The 20,644-nt window shown below is 51.0% G+C and carries 19 protein-coding genes and 1 pseudogene; 9 read left to right on the forward strand and 11 right to left on the reverse strand.

Going from position 1 to position 20,644, the window contains the following annotated elements:
* The first annotated feature begins 19 nt into the window (after window positions 1-19).
* From ilvB to NGAR_RS10490, 4 genes are read left to right on the forward strand one after another with little or no spacing between them, the layout of a single operon-like run.
* Entirely contained in the window at window positions 20-1,699 is a 1,680-nt protein-coding gene (ilvB, locus tag NGAR_RS10475) for a biosynthetic-type acetolactate synthase large subunit (RefSeq protein WP_148681825.1), read from the forward strand.
* 10 nt (window positions 1,700-1,709) lie between these two features.
* On the forward strand, window positions 1,710-2,237 hold the full coding sequence (ilvN, locus tag NGAR_RS10480) for an acetolactate synthase small subunit (RefSeq protein WP_148681304.1): 528 nt from the start codon (window positions 1,710-1,712) through the stop codon (window positions 2,235-2,237).
* A complete protein-coding gene (locus tag NGAR_RS10485; RefSeq protein ID WP_015019707.1) occupies window positions 2,234-3,769 on the forward strand; it encodes a 2-isopropylmalate synthase in 1,536 nt (511 codons plus the stop codon). Before ilvN ends, NGAR_RS10485 begins: the two co-directional genes overlap by 4 nt.
* Before the next feature lie 16 nt (window positions 3,770-3,785).
* Window positions 3,786-4,814, forward strand: coding sequence for an isocitrate/isopropylmalate dehydrogenase family protein (locus NGAR_RS10490; RefSeq protein WP_015019708.1), 1,029 nt, complete (start codon window positions 3,786-3,788; stop codon window positions 4,812-4,814).
* Here the strand turns inward: NGAR_RS10490 and NGAR_RS10495 are convergent.
* The 3 genes from NGAR_RS10495 to NGAR_RS10505 all read right to left on the reverse strand — a co-directional run bounded on the left by NGAR_RS10495 (window position 4,811) and on the right by NGAR_RS10505 (window position 7,219).
* The gene (locus NGAR_RS10495) at window positions 4,811-5,500 is read right to left on the reverse strand and encodes an ArsR/SmtB family transcription factor (protein ID WP_015019709.1); all 690 of its coding nucleotides are present in this window, start codon (window positions 5,498-5,500) and stop codon (window positions 4,811-4,813) included. The two genes, NGAR_RS10490 and NGAR_RS10495, sit on opposite strands and share 4 nt — an antisense overlap.
* A gap of 95 nt (window positions 5,501-5,595) precedes the next feature.
* Window positions 5,596-6,780: an SIMPL domain-containing protein gene (locus NGAR_RS10500; protein WP_015019710.1), complete on the reverse strand. Its 1,185-nt coding sequence runs from the start codon at window positions 6,778-6,780 to the stop codon at window positions 5,596-5,598.
* Window positions 6,781-6,838: 58 nt separating this feature from the next.
* Window positions 6,839-7,219: a B-box zinc finger protein gene (locus tag NGAR_RS10505; protein ID WP_148681305.1), complete on the reverse strand. Its 381-nt coding sequence runs from the start codon at window positions 7,217-7,219 to the stop codon at window positions 6,839-6,841.
* Between the two features lie 76 nt (window positions 7,220-7,295).
* Here NGAR_RS10505 and carA point away from each other — a divergent pair, with 76 nt between their 5' ends.
* A complete protein-coding gene (carA, locus tag NGAR_RS10510; protein WP_015019712.1) occupies window positions 7,296-8,582 on the forward strand; it encodes a glutamine-hydrolyzing carbamoyl-phosphate synthase small subunit in 1,287 nt (428 codons plus the stop codon).
* Window positions 8,583-8,586: 4 nt separating this feature from the next.
* Window positions 8,587-11,853 (forward strand): annotated as a pseudogene (gene carB / locus NGAR_RS10515) (carbamoyl-phosphate synthase (glutamine-hydrolyzing) large subunit).
* 645 nt (window positions 11,854-12,498) lie between these two features.
* On the opposite strand, the gene NGAR_RS10520 reads toward carB, so the two are convergent.
* From NGAR_RS10520 to NGAR_RS10540, 5 genes are all read right to left on the reverse strand, one after another.
* On the reverse strand, window positions 12,499-12,762 hold the full coding sequence (locus NGAR_RS10520) for a hypothetical protein (RefSeq protein WP_148681307.1): 264 nt from the start codon (window positions 12,760-12,762) through the stop codon (window positions 12,499-12,501).
* A gap of 207 nt (window positions 12,763-12,969) precedes the next feature.
* Window positions 12,970-13,263, reverse strand: a complete 294-nt coding sequence (locus NGAR_RS10525) for a response regulator (protein WP_015019716.1) — start codon at window positions 13,261-13,263, stop codon at window positions 12,970-12,972.
* A gap of 149 nt (window positions 13,264-13,412) precedes the next feature.
* On the reverse strand, window positions 13,413-13,784 hold the full coding sequence (locus NGAR_RS10530; RefSeq protein ID WP_148681308.1) for a hypothetical protein: 372 nt from the start codon (window positions 13,782-13,784) through the stop codon (window positions 13,413-13,415).
* A 1,119-nt stretch (window positions 13,785-14,903) separates the two neighbouring features.
* Window positions 14,904-15,257, reverse strand: a complete 354-nt coding sequence (locus NGAR_RS10535; protein ID WP_015019719.1) for a nitroreductase/quinone reductase family protein — start codon at window positions 15,255-15,257, stop codon at window positions 14,904-14,906.
* A 600-nt stretch (window positions 15,258-15,857) separates the two neighbouring features.
* The gene (locus tag NGAR_RS10540; RefSeq protein ID WP_187147467.1) at window positions 15,858-16,613 is read right to left on the reverse strand and encodes a metallophosphoesterase; all 756 of its coding nucleotides are present in this window, start codon (window positions 16,611-16,613) and stop codon (window positions 15,858-15,860) included.
* Window positions 16,614-16,647: 34 nt separating this feature from the next.
* On the opposite strand from NGAR_RS10540, the gene NGAR_RS17625 reads away from it, so the two are divergent.
* A complete protein-coding gene (locus tag NGAR_RS17625) occupies window positions 16,648-16,959 on the forward strand; it encodes a hypothetical protein (protein WP_187147468.1) in 312 nt (103 codons plus the stop codon).
* On the opposite strand, the gene NGAR_RS10545 is transcribed toward NGAR_RS17625, so the two are convergent.
* Complete coding sequence (locus NGAR_RS10545; RefSeq protein ID WP_015019722.1) at window positions 16,945-17,421, reverse strand: general stress protein GsiB; 477 nt, start codon at window positions 17,419-17,421, stop codon at window positions 16,945-16,947. The genes NGAR_RS17625 and NGAR_RS10545 overlap by 15 nt on opposite strands.
* 91 nt (window positions 17,422-17,512) lie before the next feature.
* Here NGAR_RS10545 and purD point away from each other — a divergent pair, with 91 nt between their 5' ends.
* Window positions 17,513-18,796 (forward strand): phosphoribosylamine--glycine ligase, encoded by a 1,284-nt coding sequence (purD, locus tag NGAR_RS10550; RefSeq protein WP_148681310.1) that lies wholly within the window; start codon window positions 17,513-17,515, stop codon window positions 18,794-18,796.
* Here the strand turns inward: purD and NGAR_RS10555 are convergent.
* Both NGAR_RS10555 and NGAR_RS10560 read right to left on the reverse strand, forming a co-directional pair.
* Entirely contained in the window at window positions 18,793-19,344 is a 552-nt protein-coding gene (locus NGAR_RS10555) for a 5-formyltetrahydrofolate cyclo-ligase (protein WP_228369355.1), read from the reverse strand. The genes purD and NGAR_RS10555 overlap by 4 nt on opposite strands.
* Window positions 19,345-20,208 carry a bifunctional 5,10-methylenetetrahydrofolate dehydrogenase/5,10-methenyltetrahydrofolate cyclohydrolase gene (locus NGAR_RS10560; RefSeq protein ID WP_015019725.1) on the reverse strand — a complete coding sequence of 288 codons (864 nt, stop codon included), beginning with the start codon at window positions 20,206-20,208 and terminating at the stop codon, window positions 19,345-19,347.
* A 128-nt stretch (window positions 20,209-20,336) separates the two neighbouring features.
* On the opposite strand from NGAR_RS10560, the gene NGAR_RS10565 reads away from it, so the two are divergent.
* Entirely contained in the window at window positions 20,337-20,609 is a 273-nt protein-coding gene (locus NGAR_RS10565) for a winged helix-turn-helix domain-containing protein (RefSeq protein ID WP_015019726.1), read from the forward strand.
* Window positions 20,610-20,644: the final 35 nt, after the last annotated feature.

Below are 20,644 nucleotides of genomic sequence, written 5' to 3' on the forward strand. Positions count from 1 at the left end.
AAAAATAAAATTGGTTGAAATGACCGGCGCAAAGGCGTTGATTCAGGCCCTTGAGAAGGAGGGCACAGACATAGTCTTTGGACTCCCTGGAGGAGCGAACCTCCCGATATACGACGCCCTCGTAGGGGCCAACCTCAGGCACATCTTGGTAAGGCACGAGCAGTCTGCCGCCCACATGGCCGATGGCTACGCCAGAATAAAGAGAAAGGCAGGGGTGTGCTTTGCGACCTCCGGTCCTGGCGCAACCAACCTCATTACAGGAATCGCTACTGCTTATGCAGACTCGTCTCCCATAGTGGCCGTGACCGGCCAAGTGCCACTTGCCATGATAGGCAAGGACGCCTTCCAAGAAACTGACATTATCGGGGTTGCAAACCCGTGCACGAAATACGCGTTCCAGCCAAGGGCTCCTGGCGAGATCCCCGAGATGGTCAAAAAAGCATTCTACATAGCTGAGAGCGGGAGGCCGGGCCCCGTTCTTGTAGACATCCCAAAGGATGTGCAGCAGGCTACTGCCGACATGAAGTTCCCAGACCTCATCAAGGTGAGGGGCTACAGCCCGGCAGTAGACGCAGACATCAGCGAGATGGGCAAGGCAGTTGACATTCTGGTAAAGGCCGAGAGGCCGATAATAATGGCCGGCGGGGGCGTGATCCTCTCTGGCGCATTTGCAGAGCTCCAGGCGCTGGCGGAGCTTCTCATGATACCTGTGGTAACAACGTTCAAGGGCAAGGGCGCGTTCCCCGAGAACCACCCGCTTGCGATGGGGCCGATAGGCATGCACGGCCACGCAGAGGCAAACAAGATAATACTTGAGGCCGACTGCATAGTGGCGGTTGGCGCGAGGTTCTCAGACAGGTCGGTGGGCCGGTTTGACGAGTTTGGCAAGGGCATGAGCATAATCCACATGGACATCGACCCGGCCGAGATCGGCAAGAACAAGTCAGTCGACGTGGCGCTGGTGGGCGACGTCAAGTCGTCGTTGCGCACTCTAGTAAAGATGCTATCGAAAAAGATATCCAAGAGGTCTGCTGACAACCCGTGGCTCAAGCGCAGGAAAGAGCTCATACAGTATTACGCCGAGACCCTCAAGGACTATCCAAGAGAGATCACGGCCAAGAAATCGCTCAAAAAGCTCCGCGAATTGCTTCCGGCGAACGCCATAGTGACCACAGAGGTGGGGCAGTGCCAGATGTGGGCTTCGCTCCACTTTGACGTGATAGCGCCCGGCACATTCTTCAGCTCGACTGGACTTGGCACGATGGGCTTTGGATTCCCGGCATCGATAGGGGCCAAGGCAGCAGCGCCCAAGGTCCCGGTGGTGGACATTGCCGGCGACGGCTCGTTCAACATGACTGAAAACTCGCTTGCAGTGTCGGTGCTTGAAAAACTGCCGGTCATAGTATTCCTCATGAACAACTACATGCTTGGTATGGTGGCACAGTGGCAGCGCACGTTCTACAATAGGCGCTACAGTGGCGTGCACCAGCACAACTGCCCGGATTATGTCAAGATAGCAGAGGCGTATGGCGCTCAGGGCATAAGGGTGGGATCGATGCAGGAGCTTGACAAGGCGATTAAGGCTGCGATAAAGTCAGACGTTGCTACTGTGATAGACATCCCGATAGACCCAGACGAGGACGTGTACCCGTTCGTGGCACCGGGCACCGGCCTCAAGGACATGATAACAGGAGCATAAGTGGGGAAAAATGGCTTCTTCAACAACTACTACTGCTACTACTCAAGGCGGATCGTGGTACATCGTGAGCGCGCTTGTGGAGAACAAGCCCGGTGTCCTTTTCAGGGTGACCAACCTCTTCCGCGCCCGCAATTTCAACATTGAAAGCATCACCGTGGGCTCGACAGAGCAGAAGGACTTGTCAAGGATGACGATTACCACCAACAGCGACGAGCGGACGCTCGACCAGCTGGTAAAGCAGTTACGGAAATTGATAGACGTTGTCGAAGTCAAGGTGCTCGATACTGAAAAAACAGTATACCGCGAGCTTGCTCTGATAAAGATGAAGGCCGTCGACCCGACGACAAGGAGTGAGATAATCAACTATGCTACGATATTTCGCGGCAACATCCTCGACATCGGCAAGGAAACAATAACAGTCGAGATAACGGGCACGCCGGACAAGATAGATGCGTTCAAGAATTTGGTAGAGCACTACGGGATCGCCCAGATTTCAAGGACAGGGGTCTCGGCGCTTCCAAGAGGGGTTGAACTTTGAGCAAGGCCAACAGCAATAACAACAACGACAATAATAAAGTAAGGATCTTTGATACTACCCTCAGGGACGGCGAGCAGACGCCCGGCGTCACCGTCACGCCAGATCAAAAAGTCCAGATAGCCATCAAGCTCGACGAGCTTGGGGTCGACGCCATAGAGGCAGGCTTTCCGATAGTCTCGCAGGGCGAAATGCAGGCGGTAAAGACAATAGCAAACCAGGGGTTGAAGGCAGAGATATGCGGCCTTGCGCGTGCAACCGAAGCCGATATCAACGCGGCGATAAAGTGTGACTTGAAGTACGTCCACACCTTCATTGCCACTTCTGACATCCACATGCAGTACAAACTGAAAATGACGCCCGAACAGGTGATGGACAAGGCTGTCAAGGCGGTAGAATATGCGAAAAAGCACGGTATGCAGGTCGAGTTCTCGGCAGAGGATGCGACAAGGTCTGATAGGCAGTTCCTGCTCAAGGTGTTCAAGGCGGTGACTGATGCCGGCGCAGACAGGATCGACATACCGGACACCGTGGGCTACAGGACGCCGGACTATATCGCCGAGATCGTCAGGGATGTCAAGAGCGTCACTGCCCTCCCGATAAGCGTCCACTGCCACAATGACTTTGGGCTTGCTGTGGCAAACGCTATTGCAGGCGTCAACGCAGGCGCCGCATGCGCACACGTCACGATAAACGGGCTTGGAGAGCGGGCGGGCAACGCCTCACTTGAAGAGTTTGTAATGGCACTTGAGATCCTCTACAACAAAAAGCACAACATCAACACAAAGCTGATCTATGAAACGTCCAAGTTCGTATCAAACGCGATGGGCATAATCGTCCAGCCTAACAAGGCGATAATAGGCGAAAATGCGTTCGGCCACGAGTCGGGCATCCACACCCACGGCATCATCAACAACCCGCTCACCTACGAACCCATAGCTCCCGAGCTTGTGGGCAGGAAGAGGTGGCTCCAGGCGGGCAAGCACGCCGGCGCGCACGGCATCAGGGCGATGCTTGAAGATTTCGGGATCAAGCCGACAGACGAGCAGCTCAAGCAGATAGTGGAGAAGCAAAAGAATATTGCTGACAAGGGCAAGTCCATAACGACATCAGAGCTGTTGGCTATAGCGGGCGAGATAATGGGCAGCACCGAGTTTGAAGAAAAGTTCAAGCTATACGACTTCCACATTGTGACAGGAATGAACATCATACCCACGGCTGTCGTAAGGCTGAATGCCGACGGCAAGGACCTCATTGCGTCTAACACGGGCGTAGGGCCTGTGGACGCGGCCCTCAAGGCTATACAAAAGATAGCCGGCGAAGTTGCCAACGTCAAGATAAGGGACTTTATGCTCGACTCTATCACAGGCGGCTCTGACGCGCTGGCAGTGGTCACTGTCAAGGTAGAGGACAAGGACGGCAACATCGTGTCAGCCAAAAAGGCGGGCGAGGACATTGTCGTCGCATCGGTACAGGCGATGATGGACGCCATCAACAAAGTGCTGCTAAGAAAGGTGCTCTATTCTAAAAGCTAGATTGTTGTTGATGTGATTGACAAGATACAACATTTCCCTCATCAGGGGCGATGGCATTGGCCCGGAGCAGGCGGAGGCGGCGAAGAAAATCTTGGAGACGATAAGCGACAAGTCTTCTTCGACTAAATTCACGATAAGCGAAGTTGACGCCGGCGACAGCGCGCTCGCTAAGCAAGGCAAGGCGCTGCCCGAGTCGTCGGTGGACACGATCAAAAAGTCGCAGGCGTGCCTGAAGGGCCCGGTGGGCGAGAGCGCAGCCGACGTGATAATAGTTCTGAGGCGCATGTTCGACCTCTATGCAAACGTGAGGCCGGCCAAGTCATACCCGAACATACCAAGCCTCTCAGATAAGGTCGACCTCGTCACCGTGAGGGAAAACACAGAGGACGTCTACCTTGGCTGGGAGTTCAACGCCGACGAGAACACGGTCGTGGCCCTCAGGGTGACTTCAGAGCGCGCCAGCAGAAGGATAGCAGAATACGCGTTCAAGACGGCGACCTTGCGAAACAGCAAGCGCAGGGTGGTCGCGGTACACAAGGCAAACGTGCTGCGCAAGGGCGATGGGCTCTTTGCAGCCACCTGCAGAGAGGTTGCAAAAAAGTACCCCAAGATACAGTACAGCGAGCTATATGTTGACGCGTGCTCTATGAACCTTATTCGCAATCCGGAAGAGTTTGATGTCATTGTCACCACCAACCTCTTTGGCGATATCCTGTCCGACGAAGCGGCGCAGGTGGTCGGCGGGCTTGGCATGGGGCCAGCGGCCAACATCGGCGACTCGTTTGCTCTTTTCGAGCCGGTGCACGGCGCCGCTTTTGACATCGCCGGCAAGAACGCTGCAAACCCGTCGTCAATACTGCTGTCGGCAAAGATGATGCTTGAATGGCTCGGCGATAGGCACGGCGACAAGGACGTAATCATGGAAGGCAAGCGCATAGAGGACTCCATAGTCGGCGCGCTAAAGAAGGGGAGCAAGACAAAGGACATCGGCGGTAGGCTCTCGACAACCGAGTTTACCGAGCTTGTCGCAAAATCGATGTACTAGTTTTCACTGTCGGTCATCTCGCTGCTGTTAGACAGCAACGACAGCACCTTTATCCCGTCGTGTGTTATCGCATAATATCTCGCAGTGCCGACCACCGTCCTTTCTTCAACGAGTCTGCTATGCAAGAGCATTTCGATGTGGTTGTCTATTGTCTTCCAATCAACGTCAAGCTCTTTTGCCAGCTGGAGCTTGTTCTTTGGGCTGCTGTTAATAGCATTGAGCAGCCTAATGCGCATTGGGCTCCCGCGCATCCTTGTGAGGAGCTTGAACGTGTCGTAGTCGTAGCCCTGCTTGCTCCAAGTCGACCGGACCTTTCCCCTCCATATCAGTGTGCCGGCCACTGTGCCCCAAGTTATAGGCAGGATGATTGGTGATGACCCGTAGATGCTTGCCGCTATCTGGTCTGTGGGGCTTGCAGTGGCAGTCTGCGCATCGGTTATCGACAGCTCAAAGCTTTGATCTTGCTTGGGTTGGGCGTCAAGGTGGGGCAAGGTGGGGCGCACTTTTGTGTCGCCTGATTCTTCAAGGTTGTTGTCGTTGTTGTTGGTTTGCGCCTGCTGCGCAGAATTGGTGTAGATAGAAAACTTGTCGGTCATGGCCTTTGCCACTACGATGGCCGTGATCAAGATGGCGACCACCACTAGCCCTATGAAAATAATGTCGATTGCAAGCTTGGCAGAAAGCAATAAGCGTACTTTCCAGCTTGGCAGTATTCTAATAAAGTTTTACCCAAACGTGAATGCAACGTATGGGAAAAGATGGAGGAGAGGCCCGGAAGGGCTCAGTCCTCGCTCGTTTCTTCTCCTATCTCAAACTCTACCATGACAGAAACAGAGATGTCCCCATTTATGCTCTGGTAGTAGTACGGCTGGAGTATCTTGACTCCCCTGTAGAATACGTCGCCTCCGTACGGGTTCTGACCTTGGCTTCCAACGGCTTCTATAGATTTGATGCCCTTTACTTCTAGCCCAAGCGGCTCTACCATTTCAGAAGCCCTTTGCTGCGCGTTGGCTATTGCCTGTTGGGTCAGGTCTTGCCTTGCGTTGTCGATCGCTTCGTCAGATACCGATATGATGACATTCTCCACAAAGACGCCATCGACCTGCCTTATTGCGCTGCTTACCGTCTGGATGTTGTCCACGCCGGTCTTGACAATTATCTGTGTGTTTGCCTGGTACGTTGCAGTCTGGCTGGATCCATAGTACTGTGGATAGATGTTAAAGTTGTTCTGCTTGATCTGATCTTCCGAGATGTCCTGCTCTTCTAGTATCGACAGCAAGGTCCTGTACTTTGCTTCATACTCGGCTATTGCGCTTGTCAGGACGTCAGGCTTTGTGTTAAGCGACACGCCTATCGTTATCGGGTTCTTTACGCCGTCAGTTACATTTTCGCCAGATTCCACCGACCCTTTGGCGTCAGTGCTTGCCGCCACCTGCGCAAGCCGGCTGTAGTATACAGGATCGATATATACGCTTTCAAACCCAAAGCCGGCTTGTGCCAGCGCACTGACAAGATCCGAGAGGTGGTCGATGTCGGTCTGGATCGCGACTGACGCGTACACGTTAAAGGTCACATCGTTTGAGGCCGGGACTCCGCCGCCAGAGTAGTATGGGGAGAGGTTCCGATGGCCCACCGTGACCTTGGCGCTGTCGTCGGCTGCCATCACTGCCTGCTTGATTTCCTCTATCTTGTCCGCATGCTCGTTTAGAACCATTGAGAGGTCGTCAGGCTGCGACTGGACATTTATGACAAGGGTCGCCCGGTCCGGCATCAGACTGGTCATCGCGTCGCCCGTGACTCGGATGGTCGGGTTGGATGATGATGCCAGCGATGCAGACGACGACGTCTGGCTGTACGCCTTTGGAATTGGGCTGCCCAAGGCAAAAAACGCGCCTGTGCCTACCGAAATGACGATGGCCGAAATAATGGCTATCGCCTGAAGCTTGTTTGTAGAAAAGTAATTCATAGTAAGAATAGCAATGGCTGTCTGTTTATTTAACGAATTATCCAAACGGCCTCCCACACTATGAGGAGCCTCTGGGTGCCTTCCTCTGCCATGCAAGGAACAGGAAGACAAAGGGTATGGTCATGGCGCCGGTGGCAATGAGGACAGGCTGGAAGGCGCTTGGGTCCACTTCGATGCCTGCAAGGTGTAGGAACGGGATTGGAAAGACAGTGAACAGCCAAAAGGCCACAATTATGGCGAAGAGGTAATAGTTCCTCTTTAGCATCTGAACGAGGCTGAGCCTGTTAACTTTGTTCCTGTCGCACGTCAGGCATTTTGTAGTCGAGCCAGACACTTCTACCGGAACCATGCACGAAGTGCATATCCTGCTTTCACAGTAGTAGCACTTTTTCTCTGCAAAGCGCGATCCGCAGATGGTGCATCGATCTTGTTTCTGCAATGACGACTTTGGGTCACCCAAGGATATTACTGTTGTTGCACAAAGCAAAATTTAAATTTGCTTACTTTTACAGTTGGTGAGGGTTCAAAAAATTCCTACACTGCAACAGACCTACACGGGCTATGCGGCCAAGCTGATTTTAGAAGACGACAGTGTTTTTGACGGCATCGGCTTTGGTTACCCATCAGAGGTTGCCGGCGAAGTTGTGTTCAACACCGGCATGGTCGGCTATACCGAGACGCTGACAGACCCGTCGTACAGGGGCCAGATATTGTGCATGACCTATCCGCTTGTCGGCAACTATGGCGTCCCAAGCTTTAACATCAAGGACGAGTACGGGTTGCCGAAATTCTTCGAATCGGACAAGATACAGGTCAAGGCGCTGCTCATTCACGATTTATCAGATATCGCAAGCCACTGGAGCTGCACAAGGACGCTGGACCAGTGGCTGTATGAAGAGAAAATTCCTGGCATATATGGCATAGACACACGCGCGCTGACCAAAAAGCTACGGGTGCATGGGGTGATGATGGGCGCAGTCGTCGTGTCTGAAAACGCCATAGATGAGGCGCGGCTGAAAAGGGCACTTTCCAGCGCGAAATACGAAGGGTTGAACTTTATGCCCGAAGTGTCCACGAGCGAGCCAAAAGAGTACGGCGACAAGAGCAAGGACTGCATAGTCGTGCTTGACACTGGAGTAAAGTACAGCATTATACGCAACATCATTCGCACAGGCTATAGAGTGGTCAGGCTGCCATGGGATGCGACGTACGAGCAGGTGATGTCGTATAACCCAAAGGGTGTGGTGATAAGCAATGGGCCGGGCGACCCCAAGGTCTGCACGGACACGATCAAGACCGCTTCCAAATTGATAAAAGAGTCTACGCCGACTCTTGGGATCTGCCTTGGGAACCAGATACTTGCCCTTGCAGGCGGCGCCAACACTTACAAGTTAAAGTTCGGCCACAGGGGGCAGAACAAGCCATGCGTTGACAGGCGCAACAACCAGGTCTATGTCACGAGCCAGAACCACGGCTACGGCATCGATCCAAAGACTCTTGGAAAAACGGGCTTTAAGGTGTGGTTTGAAAACGCGGACGACGACACGGTGGAGGGCATCGAGCATAAGAGCAAGCCCATAATCGCGGTGCAGTTCCACCCCGAGGCGTCGCCGGGGCCGTACGACTGCATGTACGTCTTTGACCGCTTCAAGGAAATTATCGGTAATGGAGTCAAGCCAGAGCCAGCGGTAGCTGCTGCGGCGACAACCAAGGCTGCAAAAGCGCGGCCTAAAAAGAAGACAACAAAAATAGCGGCGAAAAAGAAGAAAAAGAAAGAGGTGAGAAGAGGCGCCAAGAGATGAGTCGATAAAGAAAGTCCTTGTGCTGGGCAGCGGGGCAATAAAAATCGGAGAAGCGGGCGAAAGCCAGTAAACTGGCCGCAAATTCGACTACTCCGGTTCTCAATGCCTCAAGGCGCTGGCCGAGGAAGGGGTCAAGAGCGTACTCATAAACCCTAACATCGCCACGATCCAGACAGACACACGCTTTGCAGACAAGGTGTATCCTGTGCCTATCAACGTTGCCACTGTCGAGAAGGTGATCCAGATGGAAAAGCCGGACTCGATCATGCTTGGGTTTGGCGGCCAGACAGCGCTCAACTGCGGAGTCGCGCTGCACGAGCAGGGCATCTTGGAAAAGTACGGCATGCGCGTGCTTGGCACCCAGATCCATGGGATCGAGATCACTGAGGACAGACAAAAGTTCAAGGACGCGATGATAAAGAGCGACGTGCCGGTGCTGCAGAGTTATGCAGTCAACTCGCTGCAAGAAGCATTCAAGGCGGCCAAAGAGATCGGCTACCCAGTCATAATCAGGGTCGCGTACACACTCGGTGGCAGGGGAGGCGGAGTCGCGTACAATGAATATGAATTACAAGAGATCGCGCAGCGCGGCCTCAACCTCAGTATGGTACACCAGATACTGATAGAGCGATACGTCGGGCACTGGAAGCAGATCGAATATGAAGTGATGCGCGACTACAAGGGCAACAGCGTCATCGTGTGCAACATGGAAAACGTGTTGTCGATGCGTGTGCACACCGGCGACAACATCGTAATCGCGCCGTCGCAGACGCTCAACAATTATGAGTACCACATGCTCAGGTCTGCGGCGATCAGGGCGACCAGCTACTGCGGCATTGTCGGGGAATGCAACATCCAGTTTGGCCTTGACCCGCAGTCGGAGGAGTATACCGCTATCGAGATAAACGCAAGGTTGTCAAGGTCGTCAGCCCTTGCGAGCAAGGCTACCGGATATCCGCTGGCATACATGGCCGCCAAGATTGGATTAGGATACACGCTGCCCGAGCTGATAAACAGGATAACCAAAGCTACAACAGCATGCTTTGAGCCGTCGCTTGATTATGTCGTATTAAAGATGCCGCGGTGGGATTTTTCCAAGTTCGAGCTGGTCAAACGCAAGCTCGGAAGCGCCATGAAGTCGGTAGGCGAAGTGATGGCTATCGGCAGGACGTTTGAAGAAGTGGTGCAAAAGGCGATCAGGATGTGCGACATGGGAAAGGATGGTCTTGTGGCAAACGCCAACTCGCCGCCACCACCCGCTCCAGAGGACATTGAGCGGATAGAGCAGGCGCTCATACATCCAAACGACGAGATAATTTTCCACGTGGTCCAGGCCATGAAGGCCGGCCTGTCCATCGAGCGGATCTACCAGCTGTCGTTCATAGACCCGTGGTTCTTGGTAAAGATAAAGAACATCGTCGACATGGAGGCGCAGCTGCGCAAGACCACCTTTGACGAGAACCTTGTCAGGAAGGCGAAAAAGTTAGGATTTTCAGACAGGCAGATTGCACGCTGCCAGAACCTTGACGAGATGCAGGTGCGGGCGTTCCGCGAGAAGTTCGGGATCAAGCCCGTTGTAAAACAGATCGACACCCTGGCTGCAGAGTGGCCCGCGAAAACAAACTACCTCTACCTGACGTACGGCGGAAGCGAAGATGACGTCAAGGTCGAAAGCAACAACGGCAAGAGCAGCAGGATGATAGTGCTTGGTGCCGGCCCCTACAGGATTGGAAGTAGCGTCGAGTTTGACTGGGGTACTGTCAACATGGTATGGGGCTTGAAGGAAAACGGCGTCAAAGAGATTTCAGTCATTAATTGCAACCCTGAAACGGTGTCGACCGACTATGACATCTGCGACAGGCTTTACTTTGAAGAGCTGACGCTAGAGCGAGTGCTCGACATCTGCGGCAAGGAGAACCCGACTGGCGTAGTGACGTGCGTGGGCGGCCAGACAGCGAACAACCTGACTCCGAAATTGGCAAAGAATGGCATCAAGATAATTGGCACAAGCGCTGAGGATGTTGATAGGGCAGAGGACAGGTCCAAGTTCGGGCAACTGCTTGACACATTAGGGATAAAGCAGCCGGCTTGGAGAAAGTTCACATCACTGACAGAAGCCAAAGAGTTTGCAGACACTGTAGGCTTTCCCGTATTGGTCAGGCCGTCGTACGTGCTATCTGGCGCGGCAATGAAAGTGGTATGGGGCGAGCAACAATTAGAGCAATTCTTGACCGACGCGACAAACGTAAGCCCTGATCATCCAGTCGTCATCAGCAAGTTCCTGCAGGACGCCGCGGAAGTCGAAGTGGACGCGGTATCTGACGGCAATGACGTCATTATCGGCTCTGTCATTGAGCACATCGACAACGCTGGCGTGCACTCGGGCGACGCAATGATGAGCATACCGCCTTGGCGGTTAGAGAGGGAGACCATAGACACCATAGTCGACAACTCGGTCAAGATAGGCAAGGCGCTCAACGTCAAAGGGCCGTTCAACATCCAGTACCTGGTCAAGAACGGCGAGGTGTCGGTGATAGAGGCAAACGTGAGGGCTTCCCGGTCAATGCCCTTTGTGAGCAAGTTCGTTGGCTTTAATTTGATCAACTTGGCTGCTAAAGCGATGACCGGCAGGAAACTGCCGCCTGCTGCCAAGGACTTGTGGCTCAAGACGACAGGGTTTGGGATCAAGGTGCCACAGTTTTCGTTTATGCAGCTGGAAGGCGCGGACGTCGTGCTTGGCGTAGAGATGCAGTCTACCGGCGAAGTTGCGTGCTTTGGCAATACTTTCTACGACGCGCTGTCAAAGGCGTATATGGCGGCAGGGTATTCGCTGCCGCTGTCTGGGTCTGCGCTTGTGACTGTCGGAGGGCCGAAGAACAAGGAGATGCTGCTTCCGATAGTGTCGCTCATTTCGTCGATGGGCTACAAGATAATGGCGACAGAGCACACAGCAGAGTTTATGGAGAACAACAACTTCAAGGATGTGCAGCTGGTCTACAAGATAAGCGAGCCGGACAGAAAGCCCAACATCGCCGACCTGCTGTACGAGCGCAAGATCGACTTTATCATCAATATACCGGCTACATCGACGATAGAGAAGTACGTAGGCATGCTGTATGACGAATATCAGATACGAAGGAAGGCGGTGGAGATGGGAATTCCGGTGCTGACTACTATTGAAGCGGCGAGCTCATTTACAAAAACATTGCAATGGTTGAGCAGCAATACGCCGACGCTTGCGCCGCTCCGAAATTATGTAAAACTAGAATAAAATCAACTGATTCAGGGTTCGAGTCCTACTGGCCCTACCATTTTTTGGTGCTGGAACCATGCTTTTTGATCCATTGCCCATGGCCTAAAAATGGGCTGATGAAGATATAAACCTGCTCTTATAGGTCAGGTTTTAAAGCTATTTGTTGTTTCGTATACTCTCCTGATCTTGTTTCTATGTGACTCCGGTATTTCCGTGCCGATAGCGGTTCTGAAACGGACTGCAAATCATTATGAACAGCAGTGAGGTTAAAGCTTAAGGGATTTGATTTTGTCATGTAGTAGGGTTCATGATTCAGAGCTTTAAAGTTTAGGCATCTGAGCTCCATCGAAGCCAGAAACTAGTAGTCTGTCTATGATAACCTTCTGTACATCCAAATTTTTCCTTCAGGATTCGCCTTCTTTGTTTGATGAAACATGCACTTGTGTTCATAATACGCCGACTTGATTTTGATAGTTTGCAAAACGATATACCTGCAGGCTATCCTCTTGCCTATCTCTTGCGCCAGACCAGTACAGAACTGGCAAATCCAATAGCCTATATCCCTACCTCTCTCCTTTTTGTGAACGCCCATTCTTCCAAGCAATACTGCAAGGGTATGAGACAATTGGCACCTCCTTTACATGCTCATCATCAAGCAATTGCCTATATCCTATCGCGAACATAGATGTTGTAAGAGACACTTGTAATAAGCTGGATGGCAAAGAAACCAATTATCGCAACTTCTGTGACTTGCAAATACCGGACATGCTGGCTAGAGAGTATTGGTTCAAGCAGGTAAGTACTGCTAGCAAGCACTATGGCAAGGACTGTTCCTAGAACAACTAGCCACTTTGCAACACTCTTTTTGGCCTGTTGTCTCTTAGCCTTTTGTGTTTCTTTATCAAAAGAAGAGGGGTTCTGCGCCATTTCATCCAATCTACCAAATCAAGCAGAATTAAAATCAAATGTAGCAAAAAACAAGGTCTTCTTAAGGCCGCGCCATGCCACTTACATTTTTACAAAATGTTCAAAGCTCAATTTTCAAATAGAACAATCGTTCAATTTGGCAAGACAATGAAATAGACACTTCTAGGTTTTCTGCTTGGCCTCTTCTCTATAAGCTGACTTTACCAGTTATGCAAGCAGGTGCGGCACAAACGGTTTGCTCAACACGTTCTCAACTGGTGTTGAAGGAAACACCTGTTCAAATTCTCTCTTGTTCACTTCAAAAGCCATCATCATGACTACATTCATTTCCGGCCGCAGCATCTTGACCCTTCTGACGAGCTCAAACCCATCCATTCCTAGCATTCTGATATCTGGTACTAGCAATTCACAATCTTTACAACCATCTTTGGCAATGTGATTGATGGCCTCAAGCGGATCAGTAAACGAATGGACCCTAAAGCCCGTCCGCTGCAGGCTCAAAACAGTCGCAGTGACAACATCTTTGCGTCATCTACAACCATTACGCTTTTGATAGTTGTGGCTACCATTGGGAACAATTGAGAGATTACGCCATTTAATGGAAATGGCCTGATCTTCGATAGGACAGAGAATCCATTTGTGACTGATTATTATTCTGTGGTCGCCTTTTTCCTCACCTTTCTTATTTTTCTTACAGCATAAACCCCTGTCACTAATGCTATTCCATATCCTGTGAGAATGGACAGGATGAAAGGAGCTAGTTTAGGTGGTAATGGTGGGCGTCCCATGCTGCATGGGGAATTGGGTCCATCTAGACAGCGATGCTTTAGAATTTCAATGTCTGAGCATTTTTCAGGACTTATACCCAAGGTTTTGCATTCCTCTAGCTGCTCAGGTGTGGCAATAGCACTGACGTTATTATCATCTGTTGGTCCTAATCGAGCGTAGGCAGATGAATATGTAAGGGTTGGTAAAAGACAAAGCATTGCAATCAAAACAAAGATTTTGATTTTGACTGACATGATTAATGATTTTCAATTTTTGCTAGATAAACCTAGTATTAGAACAACCCGATGGAACCAAATCCTCAAAGCTCGCCTTACAAAGAACCAAGCGACTAGAGGGTCATGGCAAAAAGCTCATGAGGACTCCCCTGTTGAATGGCTACAGACCTGCGAATATTTCCGCGCTTGATAATCTGACCAAGCATACTCTTATTTAACTTCCCTCAACCTAGGTAAACTGGACTTTGCAGAAACAACCTTCAAACTCCATTCGTTATATGCTAATGTATGGAAATGAATGGCTTCTGATACCTTTCGCAGTCTACGGATTTGCGGCTGGCGTAATATGGGTTTCTGCTAGTACTTGGTATAATCCAGACCTCAGTGTGATTTCAATAATAATGAACTTTCCGACTATTCTCACATTCCTTTGGATTTTTGGGGAGCATTTTACGATTCCTGTGCCAATATCAACCTGGAATGTGATCGTAATCTTATGGAGTGTTGCAGAGTGGAGTACAATAGGATTCCTTTGCTATCGTGCATATAGACTGATACGCTATATTCCGCCAGAATGATGAGATACCATTTCCATACGTAGTGCAAGCTATGTTATGACTAGCATTCATGTGCTTGTCGATTCCGAGTGTTTCAATGACCGTCGCCCAAGTTCTTTAACCATGCCACGTCGCTACTAAAAGCCTAAAGCTCACTTGCAAAAAGAATAATCATTCAATTTGACAACTACTATCGACGGACTAACACCATACCAAAAATTCCTCAAAGCCCTTGAACACAAATCTCCTGATACTGCAAAGCCTATGACAAGGCCCTCAAAGCCTTTGTCGCACATAAGAAACTATCAAGCCCGGACAGACCAATCAATCCAGGCCAGATAAACAAAGAGATGCGTGACTCTATCATCGACTACATACTATATCTAAAAGACGCTGGCAAGTCATACAGCACAATTAACAAAGCCCAATAGGCTTTGAATCATTTCAACGCAATAAACGAGACACTTCTGGGCACATATTGGAACTATATTTTACAATTTATGCCAAAACAGGAAGACAAGGAAAGCCCCGGCCATATAAGAAAGTCATCGGGTCATACGTCACTTCCTAGAAAGGTTTGTCAGAGCGGGACTTCAACGGCTACATCAGTTTTCGGATAATACTTTTTCACGTCACCTTCACCATATTTGGACTTGAATTTGCTTACGACATAGTCAACCCTATCACTGTCTGTTATTGGTTTACCTCTGACAGTTGTTTCTGCGCCATTTGCAGAAATCTTCAATGTTGGATTGACTTGGAAGTTCTTGTACCAGTTGGTGTCGGTGCCTTGAACTGGAAGCAAATATAGAGTGTTGCCTTCATGCACAAACCAGACTGGCCTATGGATATCTCTGCCTGATTTTCTACCTTTAACGGTGAGTGTTATTTCGGACACTCTATCCAGCCTCTGGTAAAGATCGGCTTTGGACATGACATTCCATGCTGCATATGTCAGATATGGGTTTCGGGTGTTATGCTCTATATCTGAATGCTGTGAACCAATTCGCTATTAGTACTGAAAAAGGCAAAGCTCCACATTTTGGGTCAGGAGTCTTTTTCACTACTGGACACAATTCTGGACGGCCATGCGTCCAGAATTGACACTTTTCACGCTCGTATTTCTGGATTTGCGAGGTTCTAGATACTAAAGATTGTGCAAGTTCAATCCCAAATTAGTTCTTTAATAATAAAATACAAAATGTCATTATTACTCAATATCAACCAGCGGCAGATCAATGCAGCTAACAAGATAAAATAATTTTCTGCTTGGAATATTCCAGCTTGTGCTCATTATTCCGAAATTGGAATATTATTCCAGATGCAAGCGTAAAAGATGGAATAAAAATATTCCAGAGTATATGAAAGAATTATTCCGCATTATTCTTGAACTAGAAACGCACACATTTCGAAAATGCACCATTTTTTCAATGGAAGCACATTTCGTAAATTGTAGCATTTTTTGTGCGTAAAATGCTACATGCTACTGCATTTTTCCATATGCTCCACTGGAAACGCGCACACCCCCCAACACCTACAATATGTGTGGCAGCACATCAACATCGCCTACCACCGACCCGTCCAGCGTCGCGACAATGCACTTCTCGACCCCGGCCTCCACTACCCTTGTAATAATGGGGGATATCGGCTTGTGATACCATCTTTCCTCTGTAGCGTACAAATGAGGATTAAAGCTGGGTACCACCACGACCTCGATCGTTCCTTCCTGTGAAGGAAAGAGCGCTTCCTTCCTGCCCTGTATGTATATCCAGACCCGTTGGCCGTTTATCACGCTTCCCTTCTTTACAAAGACAGGGTGCACGTGCCCCATCACTATCCTGCCCACGTTTGACCGGATGTCCGACGGCATCGAGTGGCCATGCACAAGGAGTGTGTCGCCGCCAAGCGTCATGCCCTTGGCGCTCACCACATTCACGCTTGTAGGCACAAGGTGCCGGATGTTGCTGTCGTGGTTGCCCGGCACAAGGTAGACGTCCGCCTTTGCCGCCAGCCGCTTTAAGAACGCCGGTATCTCGTCCCACTCTTGCTTGCTTATCGACCCGACAGTGTGCTTGATGTCGCCCAGGAGCACCACACCATTAACATGCTCCCGCTCCACCAGCTCCAACAGCTCACTTACCATTCCCGACGCTAGGCTTGGCATCGTCACCCCTTTCTCCAGAAGCTCGGCTTCTAGCCCGATGTGCAGGTCCGACACCGCCACATATTTGCGATCATCATCTTCTTCCAGCAACAGCGCGGCGTGCGGGTGGAGCGGCCGTATCTTCACGCTTTTTATATACTCACAAAGGGCAAATAAATCAGTGTCGCGGATCGACGACGCGCTGGCGTCTGGCAGCGTCAAGCAGATGCTCTTTCTGCCAAGCGGCAAGAGGCTATGGATAGTGGTCGGCAAGGATAACGAGTACTGGACAGACCCGGATCTCGGCTTTTGTTCCTGCAAGGACTTTTACTTTACAACCCTATCAGGCGGCGACGAGTGCTACCACTTGAAGAGTGTAAGAAAAGCGATAGAAGAGAACCGGTTTACGACAATCAAGTTTGCCGACTCTGAATACGTAGGGTACCTGCAGGCAATAGCTGAAGACAACGTCAACCTGCTAGGCCGCAGTTGACACGCCAGTCGTGTCTGTGGTAGTCTGTACTTCCTCAGGCTTTTCCGCGACCGTCCGGGCCTCGCCGCCCTTTCTTCCGATAGTAGAGTAGTATTCGGCGCCGCGCTCTTGCTTGACAGTCTCGCCCCCGCGCTTGCCAATCTCGCTGTAAAACTCGGTCCCGTAGCGCTCTTTCACCGCGCCTCCTCCCTTTTCGCCGATCTCACGGTAAAAGTCAGAGCCGTAGCGCTCCTTCACGACTTCGCCCCCGCGCCTTCCGGCGACAGAGAGCCCTTCCCTGTCTTGGGCCCGCGCCTCGCCGCCCGCCTTGGCCACTCGCATCCTTGTTTCCGGGTTTGCTGCTGCAAGCCCCCTTTTCTGGTGCGGCGCAATGCCGCCTTTCCTAGCAACTCTTTGTCTTGTTTCTTCGTTGGCAGATGCAAGTCCTCTGCGGGCGCGTCCCGCGTCAGCTTCCGAGCCCATGCAAAGTAGACACGCATATCGCTTAAAAGGGGACACGAAAAAAGTAAGTGAAACTTAATCAAACAATTTATTATCCGACTGTTTTTACAGCATTGTGAACGTTCTTATCGTCGGCTCAGGCGGCAGGGAACACGCCATCGGCTGGAAGATCTCGCAAAGTAGGCATGTAGATAAGATCTATTTCGCACCTGGCAACGGCGGCACTTTTGAAAATCTAGATATCAAGCAGAATGACATCGACAAGTTGGTGTCGTTTGCCAAGAAGCAGAGGAGCAAGAAGCTGCTCACTATCGTGGGTCCGGAGGAGCCGCTGTCGCTTGGTATCGTTGACGCCTTTGAAAAAGAAGACCTACGCATTTTCGGTCCTACAAGGCAGGCCGCCATGCTCGAAGCAAGCAAGGCATTTGCCAAAGAGCTTATGCGCGAAGCAGGCATCCCGACCGCGGAATTTGCCATTTTTACAGATGCACATAAGGCCAAGGACTATGTCTCAAAACAGAGTAAGCCACTGGTAGTCAAGGCCGACGGGCTTGCAGCCGGCAAGGGGGTGGTGGTGTGCGACAATGCCGATCAAGCGATTGCGGCAATCGACAGCATGATGACCAAAAAAGAGTTCGGGGCTGCAGGCAGCAGGATTGTGATCGAGGAACGGTTGTCCGGCGAAGAGGCATCATTCATTGCGCTCTGCGATGGCATGACGATAATGTCCCTTGCCTCAAGCCAGGACCACAAGCGGGTCTCTGATGGCGACAAGGGCCCCAATACCGGCGGCATGGGCGCCTATTCCCCGGCGCCAGTAGTCGATAACGATCTTTATGACAAGATTGTAAAGCGGGTGATGGAACCAGTGACAAGCATCATGAAAAAGCGCGGCACCCCGTTCAAGGGATTCCTCTACGCAGGCATAATGGTCGACCAAAATGGCAACCCGCATGTGCTCGAGTTCAATGCAAGAATGGGCGATCCTGAGTGTCAACCCATCATGATGCGGATGGAGTCCGATCTGTATGAATATGTAGACGCGGCTGTCGACGGGCGGCTCGGCTCGATGCCTCCGATCCAATGGAAGGACCAGACAGCGGTGTGTGTGGTTATGGCCTCCCGTGGTTACCCCGGCAGCTACAATAAGGGCGAAGTGATCGAGGGTCTCGACTCTAAATTTGGCAATGACATTATGATCTTCCATGCAGGCACTGCAAGGGATTCACAGAACAGGATAGTGACAAACGGCGGCCGTGTTCTGGGCGTGACTGCACTCGGGCAGAATGCAAGGCAGGCGATCGAAAACGCGTACTCGGCCGTTCGCAAGATACGGTGGGGAGAAAACGGCCACTATTACAGGACAGATATTGCAAGAAGAGCCATCGTGCGCTAGACGTAAATGATGCGATCTTCGGTGGCTATCGCGTCCAGCCTCTTGTCGTGCTCGCCTAATGGAAGATTGTTATCAAGCAGCTGGAAAGAGTAGGCAAGCCCGATGGAGAACACCACCTTTCTCTTGGCCAAGAACTTGTCATAGTAGCCCTTGCCGTAGCCAAGCCGGTAGCCTTTCCTGTCAAACGCGATGCCGGGGACAACCAACAAGTCCATCCTGTCCACAGGTCCATAAGGCAGGGGTTCCATTATGCCAAACCTGCCCTTAACAAGGTACTTGCCCGACGACAGCTCGTAGAATGTGAGGTTTTCGCCTTCGACGCTTGGCAGCGCGACCTTTTTCCCAAGTGCTTTTGTCTGCTCTATCACAAGATCTGTCCTTACTTCAGAGCCAAAGGCATAGTACGCGCCTACGACCTTGGCTGACTGGAACTCCTTGCTGTTTATCAAAAATTCCTGGACGCGCTTGCTGCGTTCTACAATCTCCTGCGCATCAAGCCTGTTGCGTTTTTCAAGCATCTGCTGCCGGACGTCTTTCTTTCCTGTCAGCTATCTGCTCATCTCTTTGGAAATAGAGGCGGCAGTCACCGTGTTCTTCAGTAGCATCGCCCGCGTCATGAGCCCTACACCGCCGGGGACAGGAGTCACCCATGACGCTTTTTGCTTCACGGATTCAAAGTCGGCATCTCCGACCAGCTTGTTGTTGAGCCGGGCTATCCCGACATCGATTACGATCGCGCCTTCCTTTATCATGTCACCGGTAAGTGTAAAGCGCTGGCGGTTGCCGACGGCAGTCACCACCAGATCCGCATTGTGCAGTTTTGCATTCAGGTCTTTGGTCTTTGAGTGGCATATTGTCACGGTCGCATTGCGCTCTAGAAGCAAGAGCGCAAGGGGCTTGCCTACTAGGTTACTGCGGTTAACTACGACCGCGTCCATGCCGGTTATGTCTATCTTGTAGTAATCCAAGAGCTCAATGATGCCAGAAGGCGTGCATGGCTTCAAGACCCCCATGCCACTCTGGAGCATGCCGGCGTTATAGGGAGTCAGGCCGTCCACATCCTTGAACGGGCTCAGTGCAGCAATTACCTCAAACTCGTCAATGTGCTTAGGTAGCGGCAGTTGCACCAGTATGCCATGAACTTCATGGTCATTGTTCAGCAGCTGCATCAGCTCTACCAGCTCACTCTGCTTGAAGGTGGATGTAAGCCGGTGGTCCCTTGTGGCGATGCCAACCTCCTTGGCGTCGCTCTGCTTGCTCCCAACGTACGTCGCAGAAGCAGGATCGTCTCCCACTAGCACGGTAGCAAGGCACGGCTGGACGCCGTTGTCTTTCAGCTGCTCTACCGCTTTTTTCACCCTAGCCTTGACATCTGCCGATACAACTTTGCCATCAATAATTCGTGCAACCAAACAACTAGAGTGGATTTTTACGCACTATTTTGCTTTTCTATATGTATAAGTCATAGACTGAATAATCTTACTGTAGATTACCCACGGGTTTCTTATATAGACCGAGGCTCCTAGAAAGAATAAGAAGAATGAAATATAGAAGTAGGACCGAAATCGCTTCGCGAATTCTGGAGTCGGCTACTGGCGGCGTTACAAAGACCAAGATAATGTACAAAGCGTTCTTATCGTACGCCCAGCTGAAAGAGTACCTTACAGTGCTTGAAGAAAATGGATTGCTGGCATACGACAAGGGTGAACAGACATACAAGACCACACAGAAGGGTTTGCACTTTCTCAATATCACTAACTCGCTGCAGGGCATGATGGAAGGAATTCCAACCACTCAGGGGCTAAAGAAGTAAATCTCCTTCTCTCTCTATTTTTTCAATACCCTTAT

Source organism: Candidatus Nitrososphaera gargensis Ga9.2 (genome assembly GCF_000303155.1).
In the GTDB taxonomy this organism is placed as follows: Archaea; Thermoproteota; Nitrososphaeria; order Nitrososphaerales; family Nitrososphaeraceae; genus Nitrososphaera; species Nitrososphaera gargensis.

Excerpts from the sequence above, each read along its gene's own strand:
- NGAR_RS10500 (WP_015019710.1), bottom strand. The coding sequence starts at position 6,780 with ATGAATTACTTTTCTACAAACAAGCTTCAGGCGATAGCCATTATTTCG.
- NGAR_RS10535 (WP_015019719.1), bottom strand. The coding sequence starts at position 15,257 with ATGTCCAAAGCCGATCTTTACCAGAGGCTGGATAGAGTGTCCGAAATA.
- ilvB (WP_148681825.1), top strand. The coding sequence starts at position 20 with ATGACCGGCGCAAAGGCGTTGATTCAGGCCCTTGAGAAGGAGGGCACA.
- NGAR_RS10545 (WP_015019722.1), bottom strand. The coding sequence starts at position 17,421 with ATGGGCTCGGAAGCTGACGCGGGACGCGCCCGCAGAGGACTTGCATCT.
- NGAR_RS10565 (WP_015019726.1), top strand. The coding sequence starts at position 20,337 with ATGAAATATAGAAGTAGGACCGAAATCGCTTCGCGAATTCTGGAGTCG.
- ilvN (WP_148681304.1), top strand. The coding sequence starts at position 1,710 with ATGGCTTCTTCAACAACTACTACTGCTACTACTCAAGGCGGATCGTGG.
- NGAR_RS10530 (WP_148681308.1), bottom strand. The coding sequence starts at position 13,784 with ATGTCAGTCAAAATCAAAATCTTTGTTTTGATTGCAATGCTTTGTCTT.
- NGAR_RS10520 (WP_148681307.1), bottom strand. The coding sequence starts at position 12,762 with ATGGCGCAGAACCCCTCTTCTTTTGATAAAGAAACACAAAAGGCTAAG.